The sequence below is a fragment of the Haloferax marisrubri genome, assembly GCF_001469875.2.
Taxonomy (GTDB): domain Archaea; phylum Halobacteriota; class Halobacteria; order Halobacteriales; family Haloferacaceae; genus Haloferax; species Haloferax marisrubri.
The window spans coordinates 113,081-130,070 of the sequence record NZ_LOPW02000004.1 but is presented as its reverse complement, the minus strand read 5'-3'; the positions used below and the strand labels follow the sequence as shown (position 1 = coordinate 130,070).

19 protein-coding genes are annotated in these 16,990 nt (G+C 67.4%); 13 read left to right on the top strand and 6 right to left on the bottom strand.

The genetic code is table 11. The features are described 5' to 3' along the window. The first annotated feature begins 53 nt into the window (after positions 1-53). The gene (lrp, locus tag AUR65_RS02845; protein WP_004973746.1) at positions 54-512 is read left to right on the top strand and encodes an HTH-type transcriptional regulator Lrp; all 459 of its coding nucleotides are present in this window, start codon (positions 54-56) and stop codon (positions 510-512) included. 5 nt (positions 513-517) lie between these two features. On the opposite strand, the gene AUR65_RS19850 is transcribed toward lrp, so the two are convergent. Together AUR65_RS19850 and AUR65_RS02840 are read right to left on the bottom strand one after the other, a co-directional pair. Beyond that, positions 518-670, bottom strand: a complete 153-nt coding sequence (locus tag AUR65_RS19850; protein WP_004045356.1) for a hypothetical protein — start codon at positions 668-670, stop codon at positions 518-520. A 283-nt stretch (positions 671-953) separates the two neighbouring features. Beyond that, positions 954-2,036: an aminopeptidase gene (locus AUR65_RS02840; RefSeq protein ID WP_058568285.1), complete on the bottom strand. Its 1,083-nt coding sequence runs from the start codon at positions 2,034-2,036 to the stop codon at positions 954-956. A 116-nt stretch (positions 2,037-2,152) separates the two neighbouring features. Between AUR65_RS02840 and AUR65_RS02835 the strand changes: the two genes are divergently transcribed. Beyond that, entirely contained in the window at positions 2,153-3,178 is a 1,026-nt protein-coding gene (locus AUR65_RS02835; protein ID WP_058568284.1) for a threonine aldolase family protein, read from the top strand. Positions 3,179-3,218: 40 nt separating this feature from the next. Here the strand turns inward: AUR65_RS02835 and AUR65_RS02830 are convergent, their stop codons facing one another. Then, a complete protein-coding gene (locus AUR65_RS02830; RefSeq protein ID WP_058568283.1) occupies positions 3,219-4,163 on the bottom strand; it encodes a cation diffusion facilitator family transporter in 945 nt (314 codons plus the stop codon). A 132-nt stretch (positions 4,164-4,295) separates the two neighbouring features. Here AUR65_RS02830 and AUR65_RS02825 point away from each other — a divergent pair, with 132 nt between their 5' ends. Continuing rightward, entirely contained in the window at positions 4,296-4,814 is a 519-nt protein-coding gene (locus AUR65_RS02825) for a metallophosphoesterase (protein WP_058568282.1), read from the top strand. Between the two features lie 206 nt (positions 4,815-5,020). Here AUR65_RS02825 and AUR65_RS02820 read toward each other — a convergent pair whose 3' ends face one another. Further along, the gene (locus tag AUR65_RS02820) at positions 5,021-5,983 is read right to left on the bottom strand and encodes an ArsR/SmtB family transcription factor (protein ID WP_058568281.1); all 963 of its coding nucleotides are present in this window, start codon (positions 5,981-5,983) and stop codon (positions 5,021-5,023) included. Positions 5,984-6,079: 96 nt separating this feature from the next. Here AUR65_RS02820 and AUR65_RS19845 point away from each other — a divergent pair, with 96 nt between their 5' ends. Genes AUR65_RS19845 through AUR65_RS02805 form a run of 3 tightly spaced genes read left to right on the top strand, consistent with a single transcriptional unit; the run spans position 6,080 to position 7,761 of the window. Beyond that, complete coding sequence (locus tag AUR65_RS19845) at positions 6,080-6,247, top strand: DUF7859 family protein (RefSeq protein ID WP_006600765.1); 168 nt, start codon at positions 6,080-6,082, stop codon at positions 6,245-6,247. A 42-nt stretch (positions 6,248-6,289) separates the two neighbouring features. Further along, positions 6,290-7,489 carry an inorganic phosphate transporter gene (locus AUR65_RS02810; RefSeq protein WP_058568279.1) on the top strand — a complete coding sequence of 400 codons (1,200 nt, stop codon included), beginning with the start codon at positions 6,290-6,292 and terminating at the stop codon, positions 7,487-7,489. Then, positions 7,486-7,761: a hypothetical protein gene (locus AUR65_RS02805; protein WP_058568278.1), complete on the top strand. Its 276-nt coding sequence runs from the start codon at positions 7,486-7,488 to the stop codon at positions 7,759-7,761. Before AUR65_RS02810 ends, AUR65_RS02805 begins: the two co-directional genes overlap by 4 nt. 97 nt (positions 7,762-7,858) lie before the next feature. Here the strand turns inward: AUR65_RS02805 and AUR65_RS02800 are convergent, their stop codons facing one another. Further along, the gene (locus AUR65_RS02800; protein ID WP_058568277.1) at positions 7,859-9,268 is read right to left on the bottom strand and encodes a hemolysin family protein; all 1,410 of its coding nucleotides are present in this window, start codon (positions 9,266-9,268) and stop codon (positions 7,859-7,861) included. 237 nt (positions 9,269-9,505) lie between these two features. Between AUR65_RS02800 and AUR65_RS02795 the strand changes: the two genes are divergently transcribed. The 3 genes from AUR65_RS02795 to AUR65_RS02785 all read left to right on the top strand — a co-directional run bounded on the left by AUR65_RS02795 (position 9,506) and on the right by AUR65_RS02785 (position 10,984). Beyond that, a complete protein-coding gene (locus tag AUR65_RS02795; RefSeq protein ID WP_004968989.1) occupies positions 9,506-9,769 on the top strand; it encodes a glutaredoxin family protein in 264 nt (87 codons plus the stop codon). Beyond that, positions 9,769-10,275 (top strand): redoxin domain-containing protein, encoded by a 507-nt coding sequence (locus tag AUR65_RS02790; protein ID WP_058568276.1) that lies wholly within the window; start codon positions 9,769-9,771, stop codon positions 10,273-10,275. The genes AUR65_RS02795 and AUR65_RS02790 overlap by 1 nt, the downstream gene beginning before the upstream one ends. A 106-nt stretch (positions 10,276-10,381) precedes the next feature. Beyond that, complete coding sequence (locus AUR65_RS02785; protein WP_058568275.1) at positions 10,382-10,984, top strand: L-threonylcarbamoyladenylate synthase; 603 nt, start codon at positions 10,382-10,384, stop codon at positions 10,982-10,984. Positions 10,985-11,034: 50 nt separating this feature from the next. On the opposite strand, the gene AUR65_RS02780 is transcribed toward AUR65_RS02785, so the two are convergent. Further along, positions 11,035-11,724 (bottom strand): CRISPR-associated protein Cas4, encoded by a 690-nt coding sequence (locus AUR65_RS02780; RefSeq protein WP_058568274.1) that lies wholly within the window; start codon positions 11,722-11,724, stop codon positions 11,035-11,037. A 144-nt stretch (positions 11,725-11,868) separates the two neighbouring features. On the opposite strand from AUR65_RS02780, the gene AUR65_RS02775 reads away from it, so the two are divergent. The 4 genes from AUR65_RS02775 (at position 11,869) to AUR65_RS02760 (ending at position 16,901) form a co-directional block, all read left to right on the top strand. Next, on the top strand, positions 11,869-13,479 hold the full coding sequence (locus AUR65_RS02775) for a spermidine synthase (protein WP_058568273.1): 1,611 nt from the start codon (positions 11,869-11,871) through the stop codon (positions 13,477-13,479). A 2-nt stretch (positions 13,480-13,481) separates the two neighbouring features. Beyond that, entirely contained in the window at positions 13,482-13,766 is a 285-nt protein-coding gene (locus AUR65_RS02770; protein ID WP_058568272.1) for a DUF7861 family protein, read from the top strand. Positions 13,767-13,904: 138 nt separating this feature from the next. Further along, positions 13,905-15,764: a DNA cytosine methyltransferase gene (gene dcm / locus AUR65_RS02765; RefSeq protein ID WP_058568271.1), complete on the top strand. Its 1,860-nt coding sequence runs from the start codon at positions 13,905-13,907 to the stop codon at positions 15,762-15,764. Positions 15,765-15,926: 162 nt separating this feature from the next. Then, positions 15,927-16,901 carry a hypothetical protein gene (locus AUR65_RS02760; protein ID WP_058568270.1) on the top strand — a complete coding sequence of 325 codons (975 nt, stop codon included), beginning with the start codon at positions 15,927-15,929 and terminating at the stop codon, positions 16,899-16,901. The last annotated feature ends 89 nt before the right edge of the window (positions 16,902-16,990 follow it).

Below are 16,990 nucleotides of genomic sequence, written 5' to 3'. Positions count from 1 at the left end.
ACAGAATTGGATATTCGTAAAATTCTAATGCCCCGGGACGGTGTGTAGATGTAATGACGTACGAAAACCTCGACGCGAAGCTCATCAACGCACTCCTCGGCGACGGTCGAGCGAGTCTGCGAAGCCTCGCCGAAGAACTCGACGTGTCGGTGACGACCGTCTCCAATCACCTCCGAGATCTCGAAGACGAAGGCGTCATCGAGGGCTACACACCCCGCGTCAACTACGACGCGCTCGGCTACGACGTAACCGCCGTCATTCAACTCAAAGTCGAGGGCTCTGCGCTCCCCGACATCACCGAGCGCCTCCGCGCCGAAAAGCAGATGATTTCGGTGTACGAGGTCACCGGCGACTACGACATCATCGCCATCGGCAAGTTCCGCGACACCGACGGCATGAACACGCAGATCAAGAAACTGCTCACCGACGCGGACATCCGCGAGTCCAACACCTCGGTCGTGCTCAACTCCGTCACCGAAAACGAGCAGTTCGAACTCGACCTCGACCAGTAACGCCGTCAGACGATTCGCGTTTTCACGTCTCGCATCTCCGACTTGCAGTAGGGGCACCGATACCTCGTGTCGAACCCGTCGGGTGTCGTCTTGGTGGTGGTCTCTATCTCGTGGACCGCCACGTCGCGTCCACACTCCCGGCACTGAACCGCTGGCATCGGTTCGTGTTCATCGACTATTCGAAATAAACCTACTGGGATGTGTGTATTGTTGTCACATGCCTGTCTATAGCTGGGAGGGCACCGCTTCGACTGGAGAATCTACGGTTTTCGGTCGATACGCTCCGTCCGAACCCCGCGTTTCCGTGTCGATTTCGGCGGCTGTTCGAAGGCTACTGTTTCGACTGGAAAACCCGATGACGTGGCGCGATTCCTCGATGGATAAACTGGAGACGAAATGTTGCGGGTTGTTCGCGAACGGGAGGGCGCGTCGCCGACCCGGTCAGAACCCGTCTTCGAAGACGAACGTGCCGTCCCGCTGGACGACCTCGCCGTCGACCTCGATGACCGAGTCCTCGGACATGTCGACGATCATGTCGACGTGCTCGGCGCTCTCGTTGATTTCGTTGTCCGCGCCGACCGTCTCGGGGTACGCCGAGCCGACGGCCATGTGGACGGTGTCGCCCATCTTCTCGTCGAACAGCATGTTGTAGGTGAACTGGTCGATGCTGCGGTTCATGCCGATGCCGAGTTCGCCGAGGTAGCGCGCGCCCTCGTCGGTGTCGAACACGCCGTCTAAGACCTCCTCGTTGCCCTCGGCGGAGTAGTCGACGACCTCGCCGTCCTCGAAGCGGACGCGGACGCCGGAGACCTCGCGGCCCTGCCGGTACAGCGGCAGGTCGAAGTAGACCTCGCCGTTCACGGAGTCCTTCACGGGCGCGGTGAACACTTCCCCGCCGGGGAGGTTGTGCTCGGCCGTGTCGTTGATGGCGGTGTTGCCGGCGATGCTCATCGTCACGTCGGTCTCGTCGCCCGATTTGATGCGGACCTCGTCGCCGTCGTTGAGGATGTCGACCAACTGCTGTTGGAGTTCGCCCTGCGCCTCCCAGTCGAGAGTGACGGCGTCGTAGACGAAGTTCTCGTAGGCCTCGGTGCTCATGCCCGCCAGTTGGGCGCTCCCCTTCGCGGGGTACTGGGTGAGACACCAGCGCTTCGAGAGCATCTCGCCCTGCACGGGTTTGTACGCGCGCTTGTACGCGGCGTTCGTCTCGGGCGGCACGTCGCTCTGTTCGGTGGCGTTCGTCTCGCCGCGGACGCGGATGATGACGTCCGTCTCCTCGTAGAGCGCCAGCACGTGCTCGGGCGTCTCGTAGTCGTCGTCGCCGGCGCGGAGGAACGCGCGGGTGAACCGCGGGTTCGCGTCCATCGCGACGACGTTCGCGCCGCGGTCGCCGAGCAGTTCGTGGATGGCCGTGACGAGGTCTTCGGCCACCGAGGGCGCGGAGACGACCACGTTGTCGCCGGCCTCGACGCTCGTGGAGTGGTCGACGATGGTCTGTGCGTGCTCGCGGATGCGCGGGTCCATACCGCGTCGTGTGTGTCCCCGGGGCAAACACCTTTCGAAGCGCAAATATTGCGACGCCCGACGGGAACGCCCCGCGGACCACCGTTTATTTCTCCGTCGGCGCGGTCTCTCCGCGCATGATCGACCTCCGAAGCGACACCGTCACGCTCCCGTCCGACGAGATGCGCGAGGCCGCCCGCGACGCCGCCGTCGGCGACGACGTGTACGGCGACGACCCGACCGTGAACGAACTCGAAGCGCGCGCCGCCGAACTGGTCGGCAAGGAGGCCGCGCTGTTCGTGCCGTCGGGGACGATGGGCAACCAAATCGCCGCCCGCGTTCACGCCGACCCCGGGCAGGAGGCGCTCGTGGATGCAAAGGCGCACGTCTACAAGTGGGAGGTCGGCGGCTTCGCCCAACTCTCGGGCCTGCAGGTCCGCGCGTACGACGCCGGCGAGCGCGCCGCGCCGACCCCCGAGCAGGTCCGCGACCACGCCCGCGAGGAGTCGCTTCACGTCGCCGGCACGGGCGTGCTGTGCCTCGAAAACACTCACAACGCCCGCGGCGGCGTCGCGATTCCGAAAGCCGATATCGACGCCGCGGCCGACGCCGCCAGCGACCTCGGGATTCCGGTCCACCTCGACGGCGCGCGCCTGTTCAACGCCTGCGTCGCCCTCGACGAGGACCCCGCCGCGATGGTCGAACACGTGGACACGGTGATGTTCTGTCTCTCGAAGGGACTCGGCGCGCCCGTCGGCTCGATGCTCGCCGGTCCCGAAGCGTTCATCGAGGAGGCCGTCCGCGTCAGAAAGCAGTTCGGCGGCGGTATGCGACAGGCCGGTCTCATCGCCGCGCCGGGACTCGTCGCGCTCGACAACGTCGACCGCCTCGCCGACGACCACGAGAACGCCCGCGTCCTCGCCGAGGGGCTCGACGCCGTCTCCGGCCTGTCGGTGCCGACGCCCGACACGAACATCGTCGTCGTCGATTCCGAGGGCGCTGGGCTGACGGCCGAGGAGTTCGTGAGTCTGTGCGACGACGCGGGCGTCCTCGGTGGCACGTTCGGCGAGTACCATACTCGCTTTACGACGAACCTGAACGTCTCGCGGGAGGACGTAGAGAACGCGGTCGAACTCGTCGCCGACGCGGTGGAATCGCGGTAATCGGAGAAATATTCAGTCGGCCGCTGGCGGCCCGCTCGGCTTACAGTTCGGGTTCGATATAGACGAAGTGGACCCGTTCGTCGGCCGCCTTGAGTTCGGCCTCGATTTCGCTGATGTGGTCGTCGAGTTCCTCGGTGTCGAGTTCGGGGTCGAAGCTCACATCGAGGGCGACGAGCAGTTTCTCGGGGCCGACGTAACTCGCGCGGAAGTGGTCGATGTGGACGACCCGCGGGTCGTTTTTGACGATGTTGCGGAGGGCCTGTTCTTCGTCCATGGGGACGCTCTCGCCGATGAGCAGGCGCTTGTTCTCCCACGCGAGCGCGATGGCGAAGCCCATGAGCAGTATCCCGATGAGGAGCGCCGCGCCGGCGTCGAACAGCTCGTTGCCCGTGAGTTCGGTGAGACCGATGCCGACGAGCGCGAGCATCGCGCCGACGAGGGCGACGGTGTCCTCTGTGAACGCCGTGAGCGTCGTCACGTCGCTCGTCTCCCGGAACGCCTCCACGAGACCGCTCCACTCGTACTCCTCCATCTGCCGGCGGAGTTCGGCGTTCGCCTTCAGGAAGGCGTAACTCTCGAAGGCGATTGCGCCGAGGAGGATGGCGACGTTGACCAACACGGGTTCGATTTCGAAGCCGAGCAGGAAGAGCGCCTCACCGCCCCCGCCGTGTCCGGGGTGCATCAGGGCGTCGTAGCCGTGTTTGGCCGACTCCCACCCGGCGATACCGAACAGCATCACGGAGACGAGAAACGAGTAGAAGAACTGTGATTTCCCGTAGCCGAAGGGGTGCGACTGCGTCTCGTCGCGCTTGCTGTCGCGGATGCCGATGAGGAGGAACACCTGGTTGCCGGTGTCGGAGATGGAGTGATACGTTTCGGAGAGCATGGAGGGGCTCCCGGTCGCGAGATAGCCGAGGAACTTGAGAATCGCAATCGCGCCGTTCGCGAAGAGCGCGGCGACGACGACGGACGTACTGCCTGCCATGTCGTGGGCCACTCCCCCCGCCGGGATAGAGCTACCGACGAAGAACCGGGACACCGCTCTTCGACCGAGGCGGGCCGACCGACCCACCGCGCAGTCGGTAGGTTTCAATCCCTCCGGGCCATAGCCCCGCGCATGCTCGTCGTCGTCTCAGACACCCACAGCACGGACGGTCATCGACTGACTAACCGAACTCTCGACGCGGTCCGCGAGGCCGACCTCGTCGTCCACGCGGGCGACTTCATGCGCGAGTCCGTCCTCGACGCGTTCATCGACGAGGCCGACACCTTCCTCGCGGTGTACGGCAACAACGACGGCTCCGAGATTCGCGACCGGATTCCCGCGGCGCGGAACGTCACCTACGGCGGCGTCGAGTTCGCGGTGACCCACACCCGCCGCGGCGGGAACACCGCGCTTTCGATGTTCGGCCGCGAACGCGGGGCCGACGCGGTCATCTTCGGGCACAGCCACCGGCCGGGCTTCGACGGTACCGGACCGATTCCGCTCCTCAACCCGGGGAGCCACGCCCAACCGCGGGGCAACCGCAAGGCGCACGCGGAACTGGAGGAACTGCCGGACGGCGGCCTCCGCGGGCGACTCGTCACGGTCGACGGCGAGACGTTCGAGACGTTCCGTATCACTCCCGAGCGGTAGCGTCGGAGTCCGGTGGAGGGCCGGAAGAATCAGCGGGAACAGGCCGGGGAAGCCTGTTGGGGACAGTCCGAGGCCGCGCGAGACGACGGGGTGAGGGGCAGGGGCACGGATGGCAGTCCCGTCGCCGTTGGGGGGCCACGCGCAACCTCGTACTCATCCCTACGGGTGACGGTATCAAATACGCACCGTAAGCTCAAACAGCCGTTTTAGTCACGCAGTACGCCCACCGCGACCCACGCCAGAAGCACGGTCAACCCGCCGAGGAAAAACAGCGTCCCCGGCGAGAGCGACCCGATGGTCCCGGCGAGTCCGCCCGACCCGCTCGTGAGTTGCGCCGCGGTCTCCGTGGCCGTCTGTGCGGCCGTCGTGTCCGGAACCGGCGTCGGTGTCGGCGTCGCGGTCGCGGTCTCCGTCACGGTTCGTGCGGCTTCCGTCACCGTTTGCGTCGATTCGGCCGCGGTCCGTGTCGCCTCGGCGGTCTGCGTCGTCGAGTCCGCCGTCGTGGTCGCCTCGGCGATGCTGAACCCGCCGCCGCCGTCGGTCGTCGTCGTCGCGGTTTCGGTCGCCGTCCGCGTCGCGGTCGGCGTCGTCTCGGCCGCGGTCGTGGTGGCTGAATCGCCCTGATAGGTCGCGTTGAGGTCGCCTCCCGACCCGCCGCTTTGGCCGGCTTCCGAACCGCCCGTACTACCGCCCGATGTGCTGAAACCGAACGGGAGCACCGACCCGGTTCGAGCGAGCCGGTTTACCACGGCCGCGCCGATACCGAGGACGCCGACCCCGCCGATGAGGCGCGTGAGCGCGCCCTTCAGTCCCTTCGTCTCGTCCTCGCGCCCGGCGACGACGACGAGCGCCCGGTCCGCGGGCGTGTACACCTTCATCTCGCGGCCCTTCTCGGAGTACCTCGTGTCCGCGACTTCGATGAGGCCCGCTTCCGAGAGGTTCCCGAGGTGGTACTGGACGTTCTGGAGGGACGTGTCGACCTCGGTGGCGAGGTCGGAGGGCGTCGCCGGCGACTCGTGGAGCGACGCGAGGACCGACCGGGCGGTCGACGAGGAGATGGCGCCGAGCAGGTCGTCCGCCTCGTCGCTGTCGAGGCCGACGACTCGCGGGTCTCGGTCGTCCCGGTCGTCGTCCGGGTCGCCCGGGCTGGAGGGGATGAGGTCGGCCATCGAATCGGCGTTACTCGCGTTTTCCCATGAGTGTTCGTATTCTTTCACGACGTGTCGCCGAAATTGCTATACCTCGTGCCCGCCGAACCCACCCACATGACCGACCCTTTGGTCGTAGACGGCCTCGTCGACTTTCTCGCGGGGAATCCCGTGTTCGTCGGGTTGCTCGCCGCGTTGTTACTCTTCGTCTTCTTCGGCTATCTCCTCGTCCGTCGGACGCTTCTCGGACTGAGCGAGGGATACGACGAGGCGCGCCGACGCTGACATGGACCGGACCTCAGCCGCCGACCGTCGAGGTGTGAGCCCGTGGTAGCCACCGCGACGCTCGTCACGTTCGTCGTCGCCGCCCTCGCCAGCCTGTTCATGGCGTGGGCCATCGGCGCGGGGTCGTCGGGGTCGACGCCCTTCGCGCCCGCCGTCGGAGCCAACGCCATCTCGGTGATGCGCGCGGGCTTCATCGTCGGCCTGCTCGGCTTCTCCGGGGCGTTCCTGCAGGGCGCGAACGTCACCAACGCGGTCGGGACGGAACTCATCGGCGGCGTCACGCTGACCGCGGGAGCCGCAGTCGTCGCGCTCCTCACCGCGGCGGTGCTCGTCGCGCTCGGCGTCTTCGCCGGCTATCCCATCGCCACCGCCTTCACCGTCACCGGCGCGGTCGTCGGCGTCGGCCTCGCCATGGGCGGCGACCCCGCGTGGGCGAAGTACCAACAAATCGTCTCGCTGTGGGTGCTCACCCCGTTCGTCGGCGGCGGCGCGTCGTACGCGACCGCCAGACTCCTCCGCGCCGACGGCGTCTCCGAGCAGTTGACCGTCCCCGCGCTCGCCGGCATCGTCGGCCTGCTCGTCGCCAACATGGAGTTCGCGGGGCTCGGCGGCGCGTCGGGTTCAGCCTCGATTGCTCGGGCCGCCGCGGTCGAACTGACCGGCGTCGGCGGCCTCGGCGAGACGGTCTGGTTCGTCGCCGCCTCCCTCCTCGTCGCCCTCGCCGCGGCCGCGGTGGTCGGCCGCTGGGTCACGACCGACGAGACCCGCGGCCAGCGGTGGTTTCTGCTCGTCCTCGGCGGCCTCGTCGCCTTCTCGGCCGGCGGCAGTCAGGTCGGCCTCGCCATCGGGCCGCTCGTCCCCCTCCTCGACGTGGTCGCGGTCCCGCTTCCGGCGCTCCTCGTCGGCGGCGGACTGGGCCTCCTCGCGGGGTCGTGGACCGGCGCGCCGCGCATGATTAAGGCGCTCGCGCAGGACTACTCCTCGCTCGGGCCGCGGCGCTCTATCGCGGCGATGATTCCCTCGTTCGCCATCGCCCAGACCGCCGTCGCCCTCGGCGTCCCCGTCTCGTTCAACGAGATTATCGTCAGCGCCATCATCGGCTCGGGTTACGCCGCCGGCGGGTCGGGCGTCTCCGGGCGGAAGATGCTGTACACCGTCCTCGCGTGGATCGGCTCGCTCGCCCTCGCGTTCGGACTGGGCTACGGCGTCTTTACGCTCGTGTCGAGCGTACCCGGTCTGTGAACGTTCGTGGCCTCCGCGTCGCGCTCGCCACTCTCGTCGCCGCGCTCTGGGCCGCCTTCGGCGTCTACCACGTCGCGATGGCGGTCGTGACCGGCATCTCGCTCCGCGGGTTCGCCTTCGGGACCGTCGGCCTCGGCGCGTTCGCGCTGGCGATTCGCTTCCGCGGGCGGGCGCGCCGCCTCGGCGACGGCACCGCCGACGCGAGCGGACTGGTGTTTCTGGCGCTGGCGTCGCTGGTGCTCGTGGTTCTCTCCTTTACGCTCCTCGGCTGAATCGCGGCGCACGACGGGTGGAAAACGAGTTCAGTCGGGTGTCGGGACGAATCGGGTTCGGACGTCGAGAGGAACGGGTTCGGTCGGGCCGGACCGGTCAGGTGTCGGGTTCGACTTCCGCTTCCTCGTCGTCGCCGTTCTCCTCGTCGTCGCCGTTGCCGTCGGCGGCTTCGATGCCCGCGTTGGTCCGGATGCGCGCTTTCATGATGCGCGTGTTGTCGACCTGCTCGATGCGGATGACGATGTCGTTGTAGCTGATCTCCTCGCCCTCCTCGACGAGGCGGCCGGCGCGGTTGAAGATGAAGCCGGCGAGCGTCTCGAACTCCTCGCCCTCGGGGAGTTCGATGTCGAGCATCTCGTTGACCTCGTCGATGTTGACCTCGCCGCGGACGAGGTAGGTGTTCTCGTCGACCGCCTCGAACGGCTCTTCCTCGTCGCCTTCGAGGATGTCGCCGACGATTTCCTCGACCATGTCTTCGAGGGTGATGAGCCCCTCCGTGGTCCCGAACTCGTCGATGACGACGACCATCTGCATCCGCGTGTCCTGCATCTCGGCCATGAGTTCGTCGACGTTCTTCGACTCGGGGACGTGGAGCGTCGGCGAGACGATGTCGGCGATGCCGACGCCGCGCTCGCCGTAGTACTGCTCGCGGACGAGGTTCCGGATGTTGACGATGCCGATGATGTTGTCGAGGTTGCCGTCGTACACGGGGACCCGCTCGTGGTCGGCCTGCACGCACGTCTCGATGGCCTCGTCGATGGTCGCGTCCTTCGGGACGGCGGTCATGTCGAGGCGGGGGGTCATGACCTCCTTGGCGATGGTCGAGTTAAACCGGAAGATGCGGTCGAGCATCTCGCGTTCTTCCTCCTCGATGACGCCCTCGCGCTCGCCCGTCTCGATGAGGTTCTGAATCTCGTCGCGGGTGACGTAGGTCGTTTCGATGGCGGTCTGACCGCCGGTGACCTTGTTGATGACGCGGGTCAGGTAGTCGAAGAAGACGACGAGCGGGAGCAACAGCAGCTCGGCGTACTTGAGGGGCCGCGCGATGCGGAGCGCCCAGGATTCGGTGTTTTCGACCGCGTAGGATTTCGGCGCGCTCTCGCCGAACAGCAGGACGACTGCCGTAATCCCGAACGTCGCGATTGCGACCGCCTCTCCCTGTTGGAAGCCGACGAAGACGAGCAGCCCGGTCGATATCGAGGACATCGCGATGTTCGCGATGTTGTTTCCGACCAGAATGGTCACGAGAAGCCGGTGCGGGTCGTCCTTGAGCGCTTTCACCCGCTCCGCGCCCGGCACACCGTCTTCGACCATCGAGTCGACGCGGTGTTTTGCGAGCGAGAACATTGCGATCTCTGACGAGGAGAAGAACGCCGAGAGACCGATCAGGACGATGATTCCGATTACGCCGAGGACCGTTATCGTCGTATCGTCCAGCGGAATGTTCGAGACCTGTGCGGCCGCGAGTGTCGTGGCTGGTGGTAACTGTAGCGGCGGCAAACCCATGTAACTACACAGTCTTGCGCGGGACCGGAATTAAGAGTTGCCCTCGAACCCGTCTCGGACGGCGTCTCGTCCGCCCTTACTGAGCCGGTCGACGAACCCGGAGGCCGACGATTTCGCGCGACGCCAGTCCGCCAGTTCCCCTGCTTCCTCGACCGACGCGCCCCTCGCCGAACCGATATTGCGGCGCGGATGCCCGCGAGCGAAGGGCTTAGGCGACGCTCTTCCTAACAGCCGCCCATGTCCGACGAGCAACCGGCGATTACGCTGTACCGACTGCAGGCGTGCCCGTACTGCGAGCGGGTCGTCCGCACGCTCGACGAGCAGGGTCTCGCCTACCAGTCGCGGTTCGTCGAGCCGATGCACTCCGACCGAAACGTCGTCAAGCGCGTCTCGGGTAAGCGCTCGGTTCCGGCCATCGTCGACGACAACACCGGCGTCACGATGTCCGAGTCGGCGAACATCGTCGAGTACCTCGAAAACACCTACGGGGAGGGAGCCTGATGCCCGACTTCGACGTCGTCTCCCTGCCCGACCACGACGCGCCGGCGGAGGGCGACACCGCCCCGGACTTCACTCGCCCGCTCGTCAACGCGGAGTTCTGGGAGGACGCCGCCCTCTCGGACCTCACCGACGACGGCCCCGTCCTCCTCGTGTTCCACACGATGGCGGGCGCGTTCCCCGCGACGTACGTCTGGAACGAACTCCGCGACCGCGGCGTCCCGGAGGACGTACAGACGGTCGGCGTCTCCATCTCGTCGCCCTACGAGCACAAGTCGTTCCTCGAAGAACGCGACGTGGACGCCCGCCTGTTTTCGGACCCCGCGGCCGACGTCGCGGCCGACTACGACCTCGAACACGACCTCGACGGGATGGCCGGCGTCACCGAACACCGTCCCGCCGTGTTCCTCCTCGACGAGGACCGGACGGTCCAGTACCGCTGGATCGCCGACGAGTGGCCGGACTTCCCGGACTACGAGGGCATCGCGGACGCCCTCGACGACCTGTAGGCCGCGCGCTCGATTCCCGCCGCGCCGTCCTGCGCCGCCCCGCGCGTCGGTCGCGCGGAATCGCCGTTTCGTCACGCTTTTTCGCCCGTTGCGCGTCAGTTCGCACATGAGCGACGACGACGTACAGCGTGCCGCCGCCGCCATCCGCCGCGGCGAGGCGGTCGTCTATCCGACCGAGACGGTCTACGGCATGGGCGCGGACGCGACGAACGCCGACGCGGTCGAACGCGTCTTCGACATCAAGGGCCGCGACCGAGACAAACCGCTCTCCGCCGGCTTCCCCGACGTGGACGCCGCGCTGGCGCACGTCGTCGCCGACGACCGCGAGGAGGCGTTCATGCGCCGGTTCCTCCCCGGTCCGGTGACGGTCGTCGTGGAGCGACGCGACAGCCTCCCGGACGCGCTCGTCGCCGGGAAGGACCGCGTCGGCGTCCGCGTTCCCGACCACGAACTCGCCTTGGACCTCTTCCGCGCGGCCGGGACGCCCGTCACGGCGACCAGTGCCAACCGCTCCGGCACCGGGAGCATCACCCATCCCTCACAGCTCTCCGACGAGATTCGTGACGCGGTCGCCGTCGTCCTCGACGGCGGGACGACCCCCGGCACCGAGAGCACCGTCGTCGACCCCGGTCGCGGCGTCGTCCACCGTCGCGGCGCGATGGCCGACGACATCGAGGCGTGGTTAGACGAACACGCCGCCGACGCGTAGCTCGACGGGCGCGCCGACTCGCCGACGCGGAATCACCGCGGCCGTCTCTCTCACCGACCGAGTAGCGACGACAGCGACCACGTTTTCACGCCGCAGCGCTCCCGGTAGGCGCACGACTCGCACTTCGCGGAGTCGCGGAGCCGCGACGGGACGAAATCGAGGTCGCGGGCGACGCGGAGCGCCCGCCGGTACGCCGCCTTGTTCCCGGTCGTGAGCCCCACCGTCCGGACGACGCCGACCGCCGGGTACTCGACTAGTGCCCGCGGTATCGGCGTTTCGCGCTCCCACGCGAGCGCCTTCGCCAGCGCGACGGCCCTGACGCGCTGGGGTTCCCAGACGCCGCGGTCGGGCGGTTCGCCCGGCGAGACGAGTGATGGAACCGGCGGTCGGTCGTCCTCGTCGCCGTCGGCGGGCGACCGCACGAGTTTGTGCGCGACGCCGCGGCAGTCTTTCCCCGCGAGGAGTACGTCACGGGCGACTGGGTCGGTGAGCGCGTCCCAGTCGCCGCGCTCGCGGAGTCGAGCGAGGTTCTCGCGGTACGCCGTCGGCGACACCGAAATCGGCTGGGCCGCGAGCGCGTCGTCAGCCCCGTCGAGCAGGGCGGGATACTCGAAGGCGAGCGCGCGAATCTCGCGGACCGCGGGCGGCGGCGCTCGGTCGTCGTCGCGGCGGGCGTAGTAGAGTTGTCGCGGGCAGTAGGCGGCGCGGGCGAGGTCGGACGCGGCGACGAGGGAGGACATGGGACGGGTTGGCTCCGTCATCAGATAAGAAGGTTCGCGCGAGCGGGTCGCGGAGGCGGCGGGTTCCGCACCGCGACCGCGTTCGCGTCGTCTGGTTCGCCGCCGTGCGTGAATTAATACGGCCGCGTCCCTTGGCTTACTGACATGGCATCGACGGCCTCCGGCTCGTGGCTTCGGATGACGCGGCCCGAACTCGCCGTGTTCGTCTCCGGAATCACGAGCATGGGCTTGGAGATTCTGGCCGGTCGCATGGTCGCCCCCGAGTTTGGCAGCAGCATCTACACGTGGGGGAGCATCATCGGCGTCTTCCTCGCGGCGCTGAGTCTCGGCTACCACCACGGCGGCCAGCGGGCCACGGAGGCGTCGAACAGCGCGCTCGTCCGCGTCTTCGTCGGCACGGCCGCCTACATCGCCGGCGTCATCCTCGTCGGGGATTTGTTCATCCAGTCGACCGCCGGGCTCCCCCTCCCGAGCCGGTTCGCATCGCTTCCGGCGATTACGCTCCTGTTCGGCCCGCCGACCTACTTCCTCGGCTTCATCAGCCCCTACGCGGCCGAACTCTCCGGCCGGTCCGACGTGGGCGCGGCCTCGGGCCACGTCTACGCCGTCGGAACCGTCGGCAGTATCATCGGCGCGTTCGCCACCACGTACTTCCTCATCCCCTCGCTGAGCGTCACCAACATCGGACTCGTCTTCGGCCTCATCTCGGTGGCGACCGCGCTCGCGCTCGCCCGGCCGAACATCGGCCGCGACGAGGCGGTCTGGAGCGTCGGCATCGCCGCCGTCCTCGTCCTCGCGTCGCTGACCGGCGGCGTCGGTCTCGACTCCCGCGGCACCACGGTGTACCACACGCAGACCGCCTATCAGGAGCTTCGCGTCGCCGACGCGGGCGGGACGCGGACGCTCTACCTCGACGGCCAACCCCACAGCGCGATGGACCTCGACGACCCGACGCGCCACGTCTTCGACTACACCTCGTACTTCCACGTCCCCTTCCTCCTGTCCGACGACATCGACCGGGTGCTGTTCGTCGGCGGCGGCGGATTCACCGGCCCGCGCGTGTTCTTGGAGCAGTATCCGAACGTGACCGTCGACGTGGTCGAACTCGACCCCGAGGTCGTCTCCGTCGCCGAGGAGTACTTCGGCGTCGAGGAGTCGCCCCGGCTCAACGTCCACACGATGGACGGCCGGCAGTACCTCAGGGAGACGAACCAAACGTACGACCTCATCGTCCTCGACGCCTACCGGAAGGACAAGGTCCCGTTCCAACTGACGACACAGGAGTTCATGCAGCTCACCTCGGACCGCCTCGACGAGGACGGAATCTTGTTCGCCAACGTCATCTCCGCGCCGAGCGGCCCGGCCTCGCAGTTCTACCGCGCGGAGTACAAAACGATGCGGTCGGTCTACCCGCAGGTGTATAGCTTCCCCACCGCGGGGAGCGTCGTCGTCCAGAACATCGAGGTCGTGGCGACGAAAGACGACACGCTCGTGACGGCCGAGGAGCTACAGGCGCGCAATCAGCGCCGCGACATCGGCATCGACCTCGCGGCCGAACTCACGTCCTACCGGAACGACGAACCCACCGATGACGTGCCGCTTCTCACCGACGACCGCGCCCCAGTCGACAGCCTCCTGGACCCGATGGTCGGCCAGCGCTACGTCATCCAGCGGACGAACGAGACCGAACAGAGCGAGGCCGACAGAAACGCAACCGCCCGAATCGCGGTCACCGAGGCCGAATTCGCGGCGTAGCGATGGTCCACGACAGAATCCACGCGAGGGAGCCGACTCACGACCGCGACCGCTGGACTGAGGGCGTCGTCGAGTCGGTCGCCGAACGCGACGGCCATTGGGTGGTCCGTGCCCGCCCGACCGGGGTCGACCAGACGGACGGCGAGACGGTCGAGCGCGGGGGCGACGACCCGGTCGAACTGGTCGTCACGTTCGCGGTCCGCGACCTGTTTCTCCGCCGGCTCGACATCGACGCCGGCGAATCCCCCGTCGGCTGTCGGTTCTGGTACCGGCGGAAACGACGGTAGCCCCCCGCTGTCGCCGACGGCGATGCTCACCTCTCGGCGGGGAGCGAAAGCCACAAGCGACCGCGACGACCTTCATTCGAACAATGCAACACAGCCCGGTGGCCGTCCGCCCGCGGCTCTCTCTCCGGAGGACAGCCGATGTCTGACGCGTGGGACACCGACTCCGACATCGAGGAGAACCGGCACAACTGGGCCGGTGAGCCGGAACACCGCCCGCCCCAGTCGGAGCGCGCACCCGACGACGACGCTCCGACGGTCATCGACCTGTTCTGCGGCCCCGGCGGCATCTCGCAGGGCCTCGAACAGGCGGGCTTCCGAACGGTCCTCGGCGTCGACATCCACGAGCCGTCGGTCGAGACGTTCCAGCGCAACCACCGCCACGCCCACGCGATTCTGGGCGACATCCGCCGCGTCAACAAGCGCGACGGCGACTCGCGGGACATCTTCGACGTCATCGACGACGACGATGTCGTCGAGGGGACGCTCCTCGAATCGGTCGCCGACGAGGCGCTCGGTGACGAGGGACTGTCGGTCCTGACCGGCGGCATCCCCTGTCAGGGCTTTTCCATCGCCAACCGGAAACAGCACGACGAAGACGAGCGCAACTACCTGTTCGAGGAGTTCATCAGGGCGGCGAAGATTCTCGACCCGACGTTCGTCCTCATCGAGAACGTCTCGACGATGAAGGCCGCCAAGGACGGCGAGTTCGTCGACGCAGTCGTCGAGTGTCTGGAGCGACTCGGCTACCGCGTCGACTACCGCGTGCTGAATGCCGCCGACTTCGGCGTCCCGCAGAAGCGCCAGCGGCTGTTCTTCGTCGGCGCGAAGGACGACCACCCGGTCGTCTGGCCGAAGCCGACCCACGAGGAGAACCACGTCTCCGTCTCCGAGGCGCTGTCCGACCTCCCGCCGCTCGGTCCCGGCGAGTCGGCGACCGAGTACCCCGCCGACGCCTCGCTTTCGGACTACGAGCGACTGATGCGCGAGACGGCGGTCGACGGGGAATCGAACGGGTGCCTGCCGAACCACGACGCGCCGAACCACCGGCAGACGACCGTCGACCGCGTCGAGGGGACCGAACCGGGCGAGCCGATGTACGACCGGTTCCGTCAGCGTATTCGCCTCCACCCTGACGACCCCGGGCCGACGATTATCGCCGGCGGCATCCGCCCGCAGTTCCAGTACGGCCACTACGAGCAGGGTCGGGGACTGACCGTCCGCGAGCGGGCGCGGATTCAGTCGTTCCCCGACGATTACGTCTTCGAGGGCGGAACCGTCCAAGGTCGCGTTCAGACCGGGATGGCGGTGCCACCGATACTGGGTCAGCACCTCGGCGAGGCACTCAAACGGAGCATGCGGACGAAAGCCCTCGTCGAGCGCGTCCGCGACTGGGAACCGTCCGCGTCCGGGTCGTCGACGGCCGCGGACGCGCCCCCGTGGCGCGCACCGGACGTCTCGCCCTACGAGGCGTTCGTCGGCCACCTGCTTCACCGGGGGAGCGACGCCGAGACGGTGGCCCCCGTCTATCGGGCGTTCGTCGAGCGGTATCCCGACCTGAGCGCGCTGAGTTCGGCGGGGAAGGCGGAGGTGGCGGACCTGCTTTCGCCCCTCGGCGACGCGGACGAGCGCGCCAAGGAACTCCGCGATATCACGAGCCAACTCGTGTTCTCCGGCGTCCCCGACACCGAGGCCGACCTGCTCGACCTCCCGCACGTCGACCGAGCGGTGGCGAACGCGACGCTCTGTTTCGGCTACGGCCGGCGTCGCCCGTTCGTCGACGACGCGGTCGCTCGACTGCTCGCGCGCGTGTTCGACCTCGAAGTCGGCGACGACCCGGCCGCGGACGACTACCTCTGGGACCTCGCCGAGTCGCTCCTGCCGGTCGAGGACCACACGGCGTTCACGCGCTCGCTCTTCGACTTCGCCGCGTCGGGGTGCGACGCCGACCCTGCCTGCGGCACCTGCCCGGTGTGTGAACTCACCGCGGCGCTGGACTGACCGGGCAATACTGGACTGGTAGCCCCGACTGCGTTGGTGGCGTGCCCGGTCTCAGAATCGAAACTCACGCGATATACGAGTCTCTCATCGCGAACAGCGGCCGTTCTCGGAGTCACCGGACTATCACAAACTATACCAGACTGTCGGACAACGGTATCGTAGATGGATTCGACGCTGGAAATCTTCTCCGACGAGGAAGTCGAGGCGCTCTGGTTCAAGGGGTTGGACGACCGCCTGCTCGAAGTCGACCACCGAATTATGAGCGGGTCGCTTCCGGACTACATCGAGGAACTCCTCGCGTACGACCGCCCGGACATCATCGTCGCCGTCGACGAGGAGCCGGTACTCGTCGTCGAAAAGAGCGGTGAGGTCCCGTCGGGACACAACATGGGCCAGCGGTTCGGTCGGATGGTCCGCGCGGCCGAACACGACGTGCCCTCTATCATGTTCTTCCCGTACCTGGCGATGAAACACGGCACCCACGCGGGGCTCTGCTACGCCAACGCCCGGTACTTCACGGCGATGTGGGAGGTCTCTCGCATCCACGACGCGCCGTTCTGGAGCGTCAACTGGCCCTGTGACGACGACGGCGAACTCGTCAACGACGGCACCGAGGACGAACTGCTCTCGCGGTTCGTGACGGAGTTCATCGACAACGGCTTCGAGGTCGAGGGCATGTCGGTCGCCGAGGAGGTCAAATCGGAGATGCAGTGGGGCTACGACCGGAGCGTCGACGGCCACCCGAAGTACGAGTCGCTCCCGCGGAGCGTGAAGATACGCGACACCGAGGCCGTCGTCGCCGAGTGGGAGGACGAACGCGGGTCGGTCGACCTCCCCGAGAAGTTCTTCGACCGCGACGAGACGCTGGTCTACAAGGTCGGGATGTCGCCCGAGAACTGCCGCCGCGAGGACCCCTACGCCGGGATGCAGTTCGTCTACGACTACGGCTGGTGCCGCGAGGGTCCCGACCCCTCCGAGAAGCACCGCAACCTCGTCATCAACGTCCCGAAAGTCACCCGCGAGACGTGGACCGAGAAGAACCCCAACGACCCCTCGCGGAAGAGTTCGCAGTGGTACGCCACCGCCGAGGCGTTCGCGCTCAAAGACGGCGTCATCTCCGACTTCTCCGCGCTGTAACCCCGCCGTTGTGCTCGCCCTCGGGCCCATCCGTCCGCGGCACCTGCCGCACTCGGCGCACCTGTGAACCCGCTGCCCCCGCTGAACCC

Excerpts from the sequence above, each read along its gene's own strand:
- lrp (WP_004973746.1), top strand. The coding sequence starts at position 54 with ATGACGTACGAAAACCTCGACGCGAAGCTCATCAACGCACTCCTCGGC.
- AUR65_RS19850 (WP_004045356.1), bottom strand. The coding sequence starts at position 670 with ATGCCAGCGGTTCAGTGCCGGGAGTGTGGACGCGACGTGGCGGTCCAC.
- AUR65_RS02840 (WP_058568285.1), bottom strand. The coding sequence starts at position 2,036 with ATGGACCCGCGCATCCGCGAGCACGCACAGACCATCGTCGACCACTCC.
- AUR65_RS02835 (WP_058568284.1), top strand. The coding sequence starts at position 2,153 with ATGATCGACCTCCGAAGCGACACCGTCACGCTCCCGTCCGACGAGATG.
- AUR65_RS02830 (WP_058568283.1), bottom strand. The coding sequence starts at position 4,163 with ATGGCAGGCAGTACGTCCGTCGTCGTCGCCGCGCTCTTCGCGAACGGC.
- AUR65_RS02825 (WP_058568282.1), top strand. The coding sequence starts at position 4,296 with ATGCTCGTCGTCGTCTCAGACACCCACAGCACGGACGGTCATCGACTG.
- AUR65_RS02820 (WP_058568281.1), bottom strand. The coding sequence starts at position 5,983 with ATGGCCGACCTCATCCCCTCCAGCCCGGGCGACCCGGACGACGACCGG.
- AUR65_RS19845 (WP_006600765.1), top strand. The coding sequence starts at position 6,080 with ATGACCGACCCTTTGGTCGTAGACGGCCTCGTCGACTTTCTCGCGGGG.
- AUR65_RS02800 (WP_058568277.1), bottom strand. The coding sequence starts at position 9,268 with ATGGGTTTGCCGCCGCTACAGTTACCACCAGCCACGACACTCGCGGCC.
- AUR65_RS02795 (WP_004968989.1), top strand. The coding sequence starts at position 9,506 with ATGTCCGACGAGCAACCGGCGATTACGCTGTACCGACTGCAGGCGTGC.
- AUR65_RS02790 (WP_058568276.1), top strand. The coding sequence starts at position 9,769 with ATGCCCGACTTCGACGTCGTCTCCCTGCCCGACCACGACGCGCCGGCG.
- AUR65_RS02785 (WP_058568275.1), top strand. The coding sequence starts at position 10,382 with ATGAGCGACGACGACGTACAGCGTGCCGCCGCCGCCATCCGCCGCGGC.
- AUR65_RS02780 (WP_058568274.1), bottom strand. The coding sequence starts at position 11,724 with ATGTCCTCCCTCGTCGCCGCGTCCGACCTCGCCCGCGCCGCCTACTGC.
- AUR65_RS02775 (WP_058568273.1), top strand. The coding sequence starts at position 11,869 with ATGGCATCGACGGCCTCCGGCTCGTGGCTTCGGATGACGCGGCCCGAA.
- AUR65_RS02770 (WP_058568272.1), top strand. The coding sequence starts at position 13,482 with ATGGTCCACGACAGAATCCACGCGAGGGAGCCGACTCACGACCGCGAC.
- dcm (WP_058568271.1), top strand. The coding sequence starts at position 13,905 with ATGTCTGACGCGTGGGACACCGACTCCGACATCGAGGAGAACCGGCAC.
- AUR65_RS02760 (WP_058568270.1), top strand. The coding sequence starts at position 15,927 with ATGGATTCGACGCTGGAAATCTTCTCCGACGAGGAAGTCGAGGCGCTC.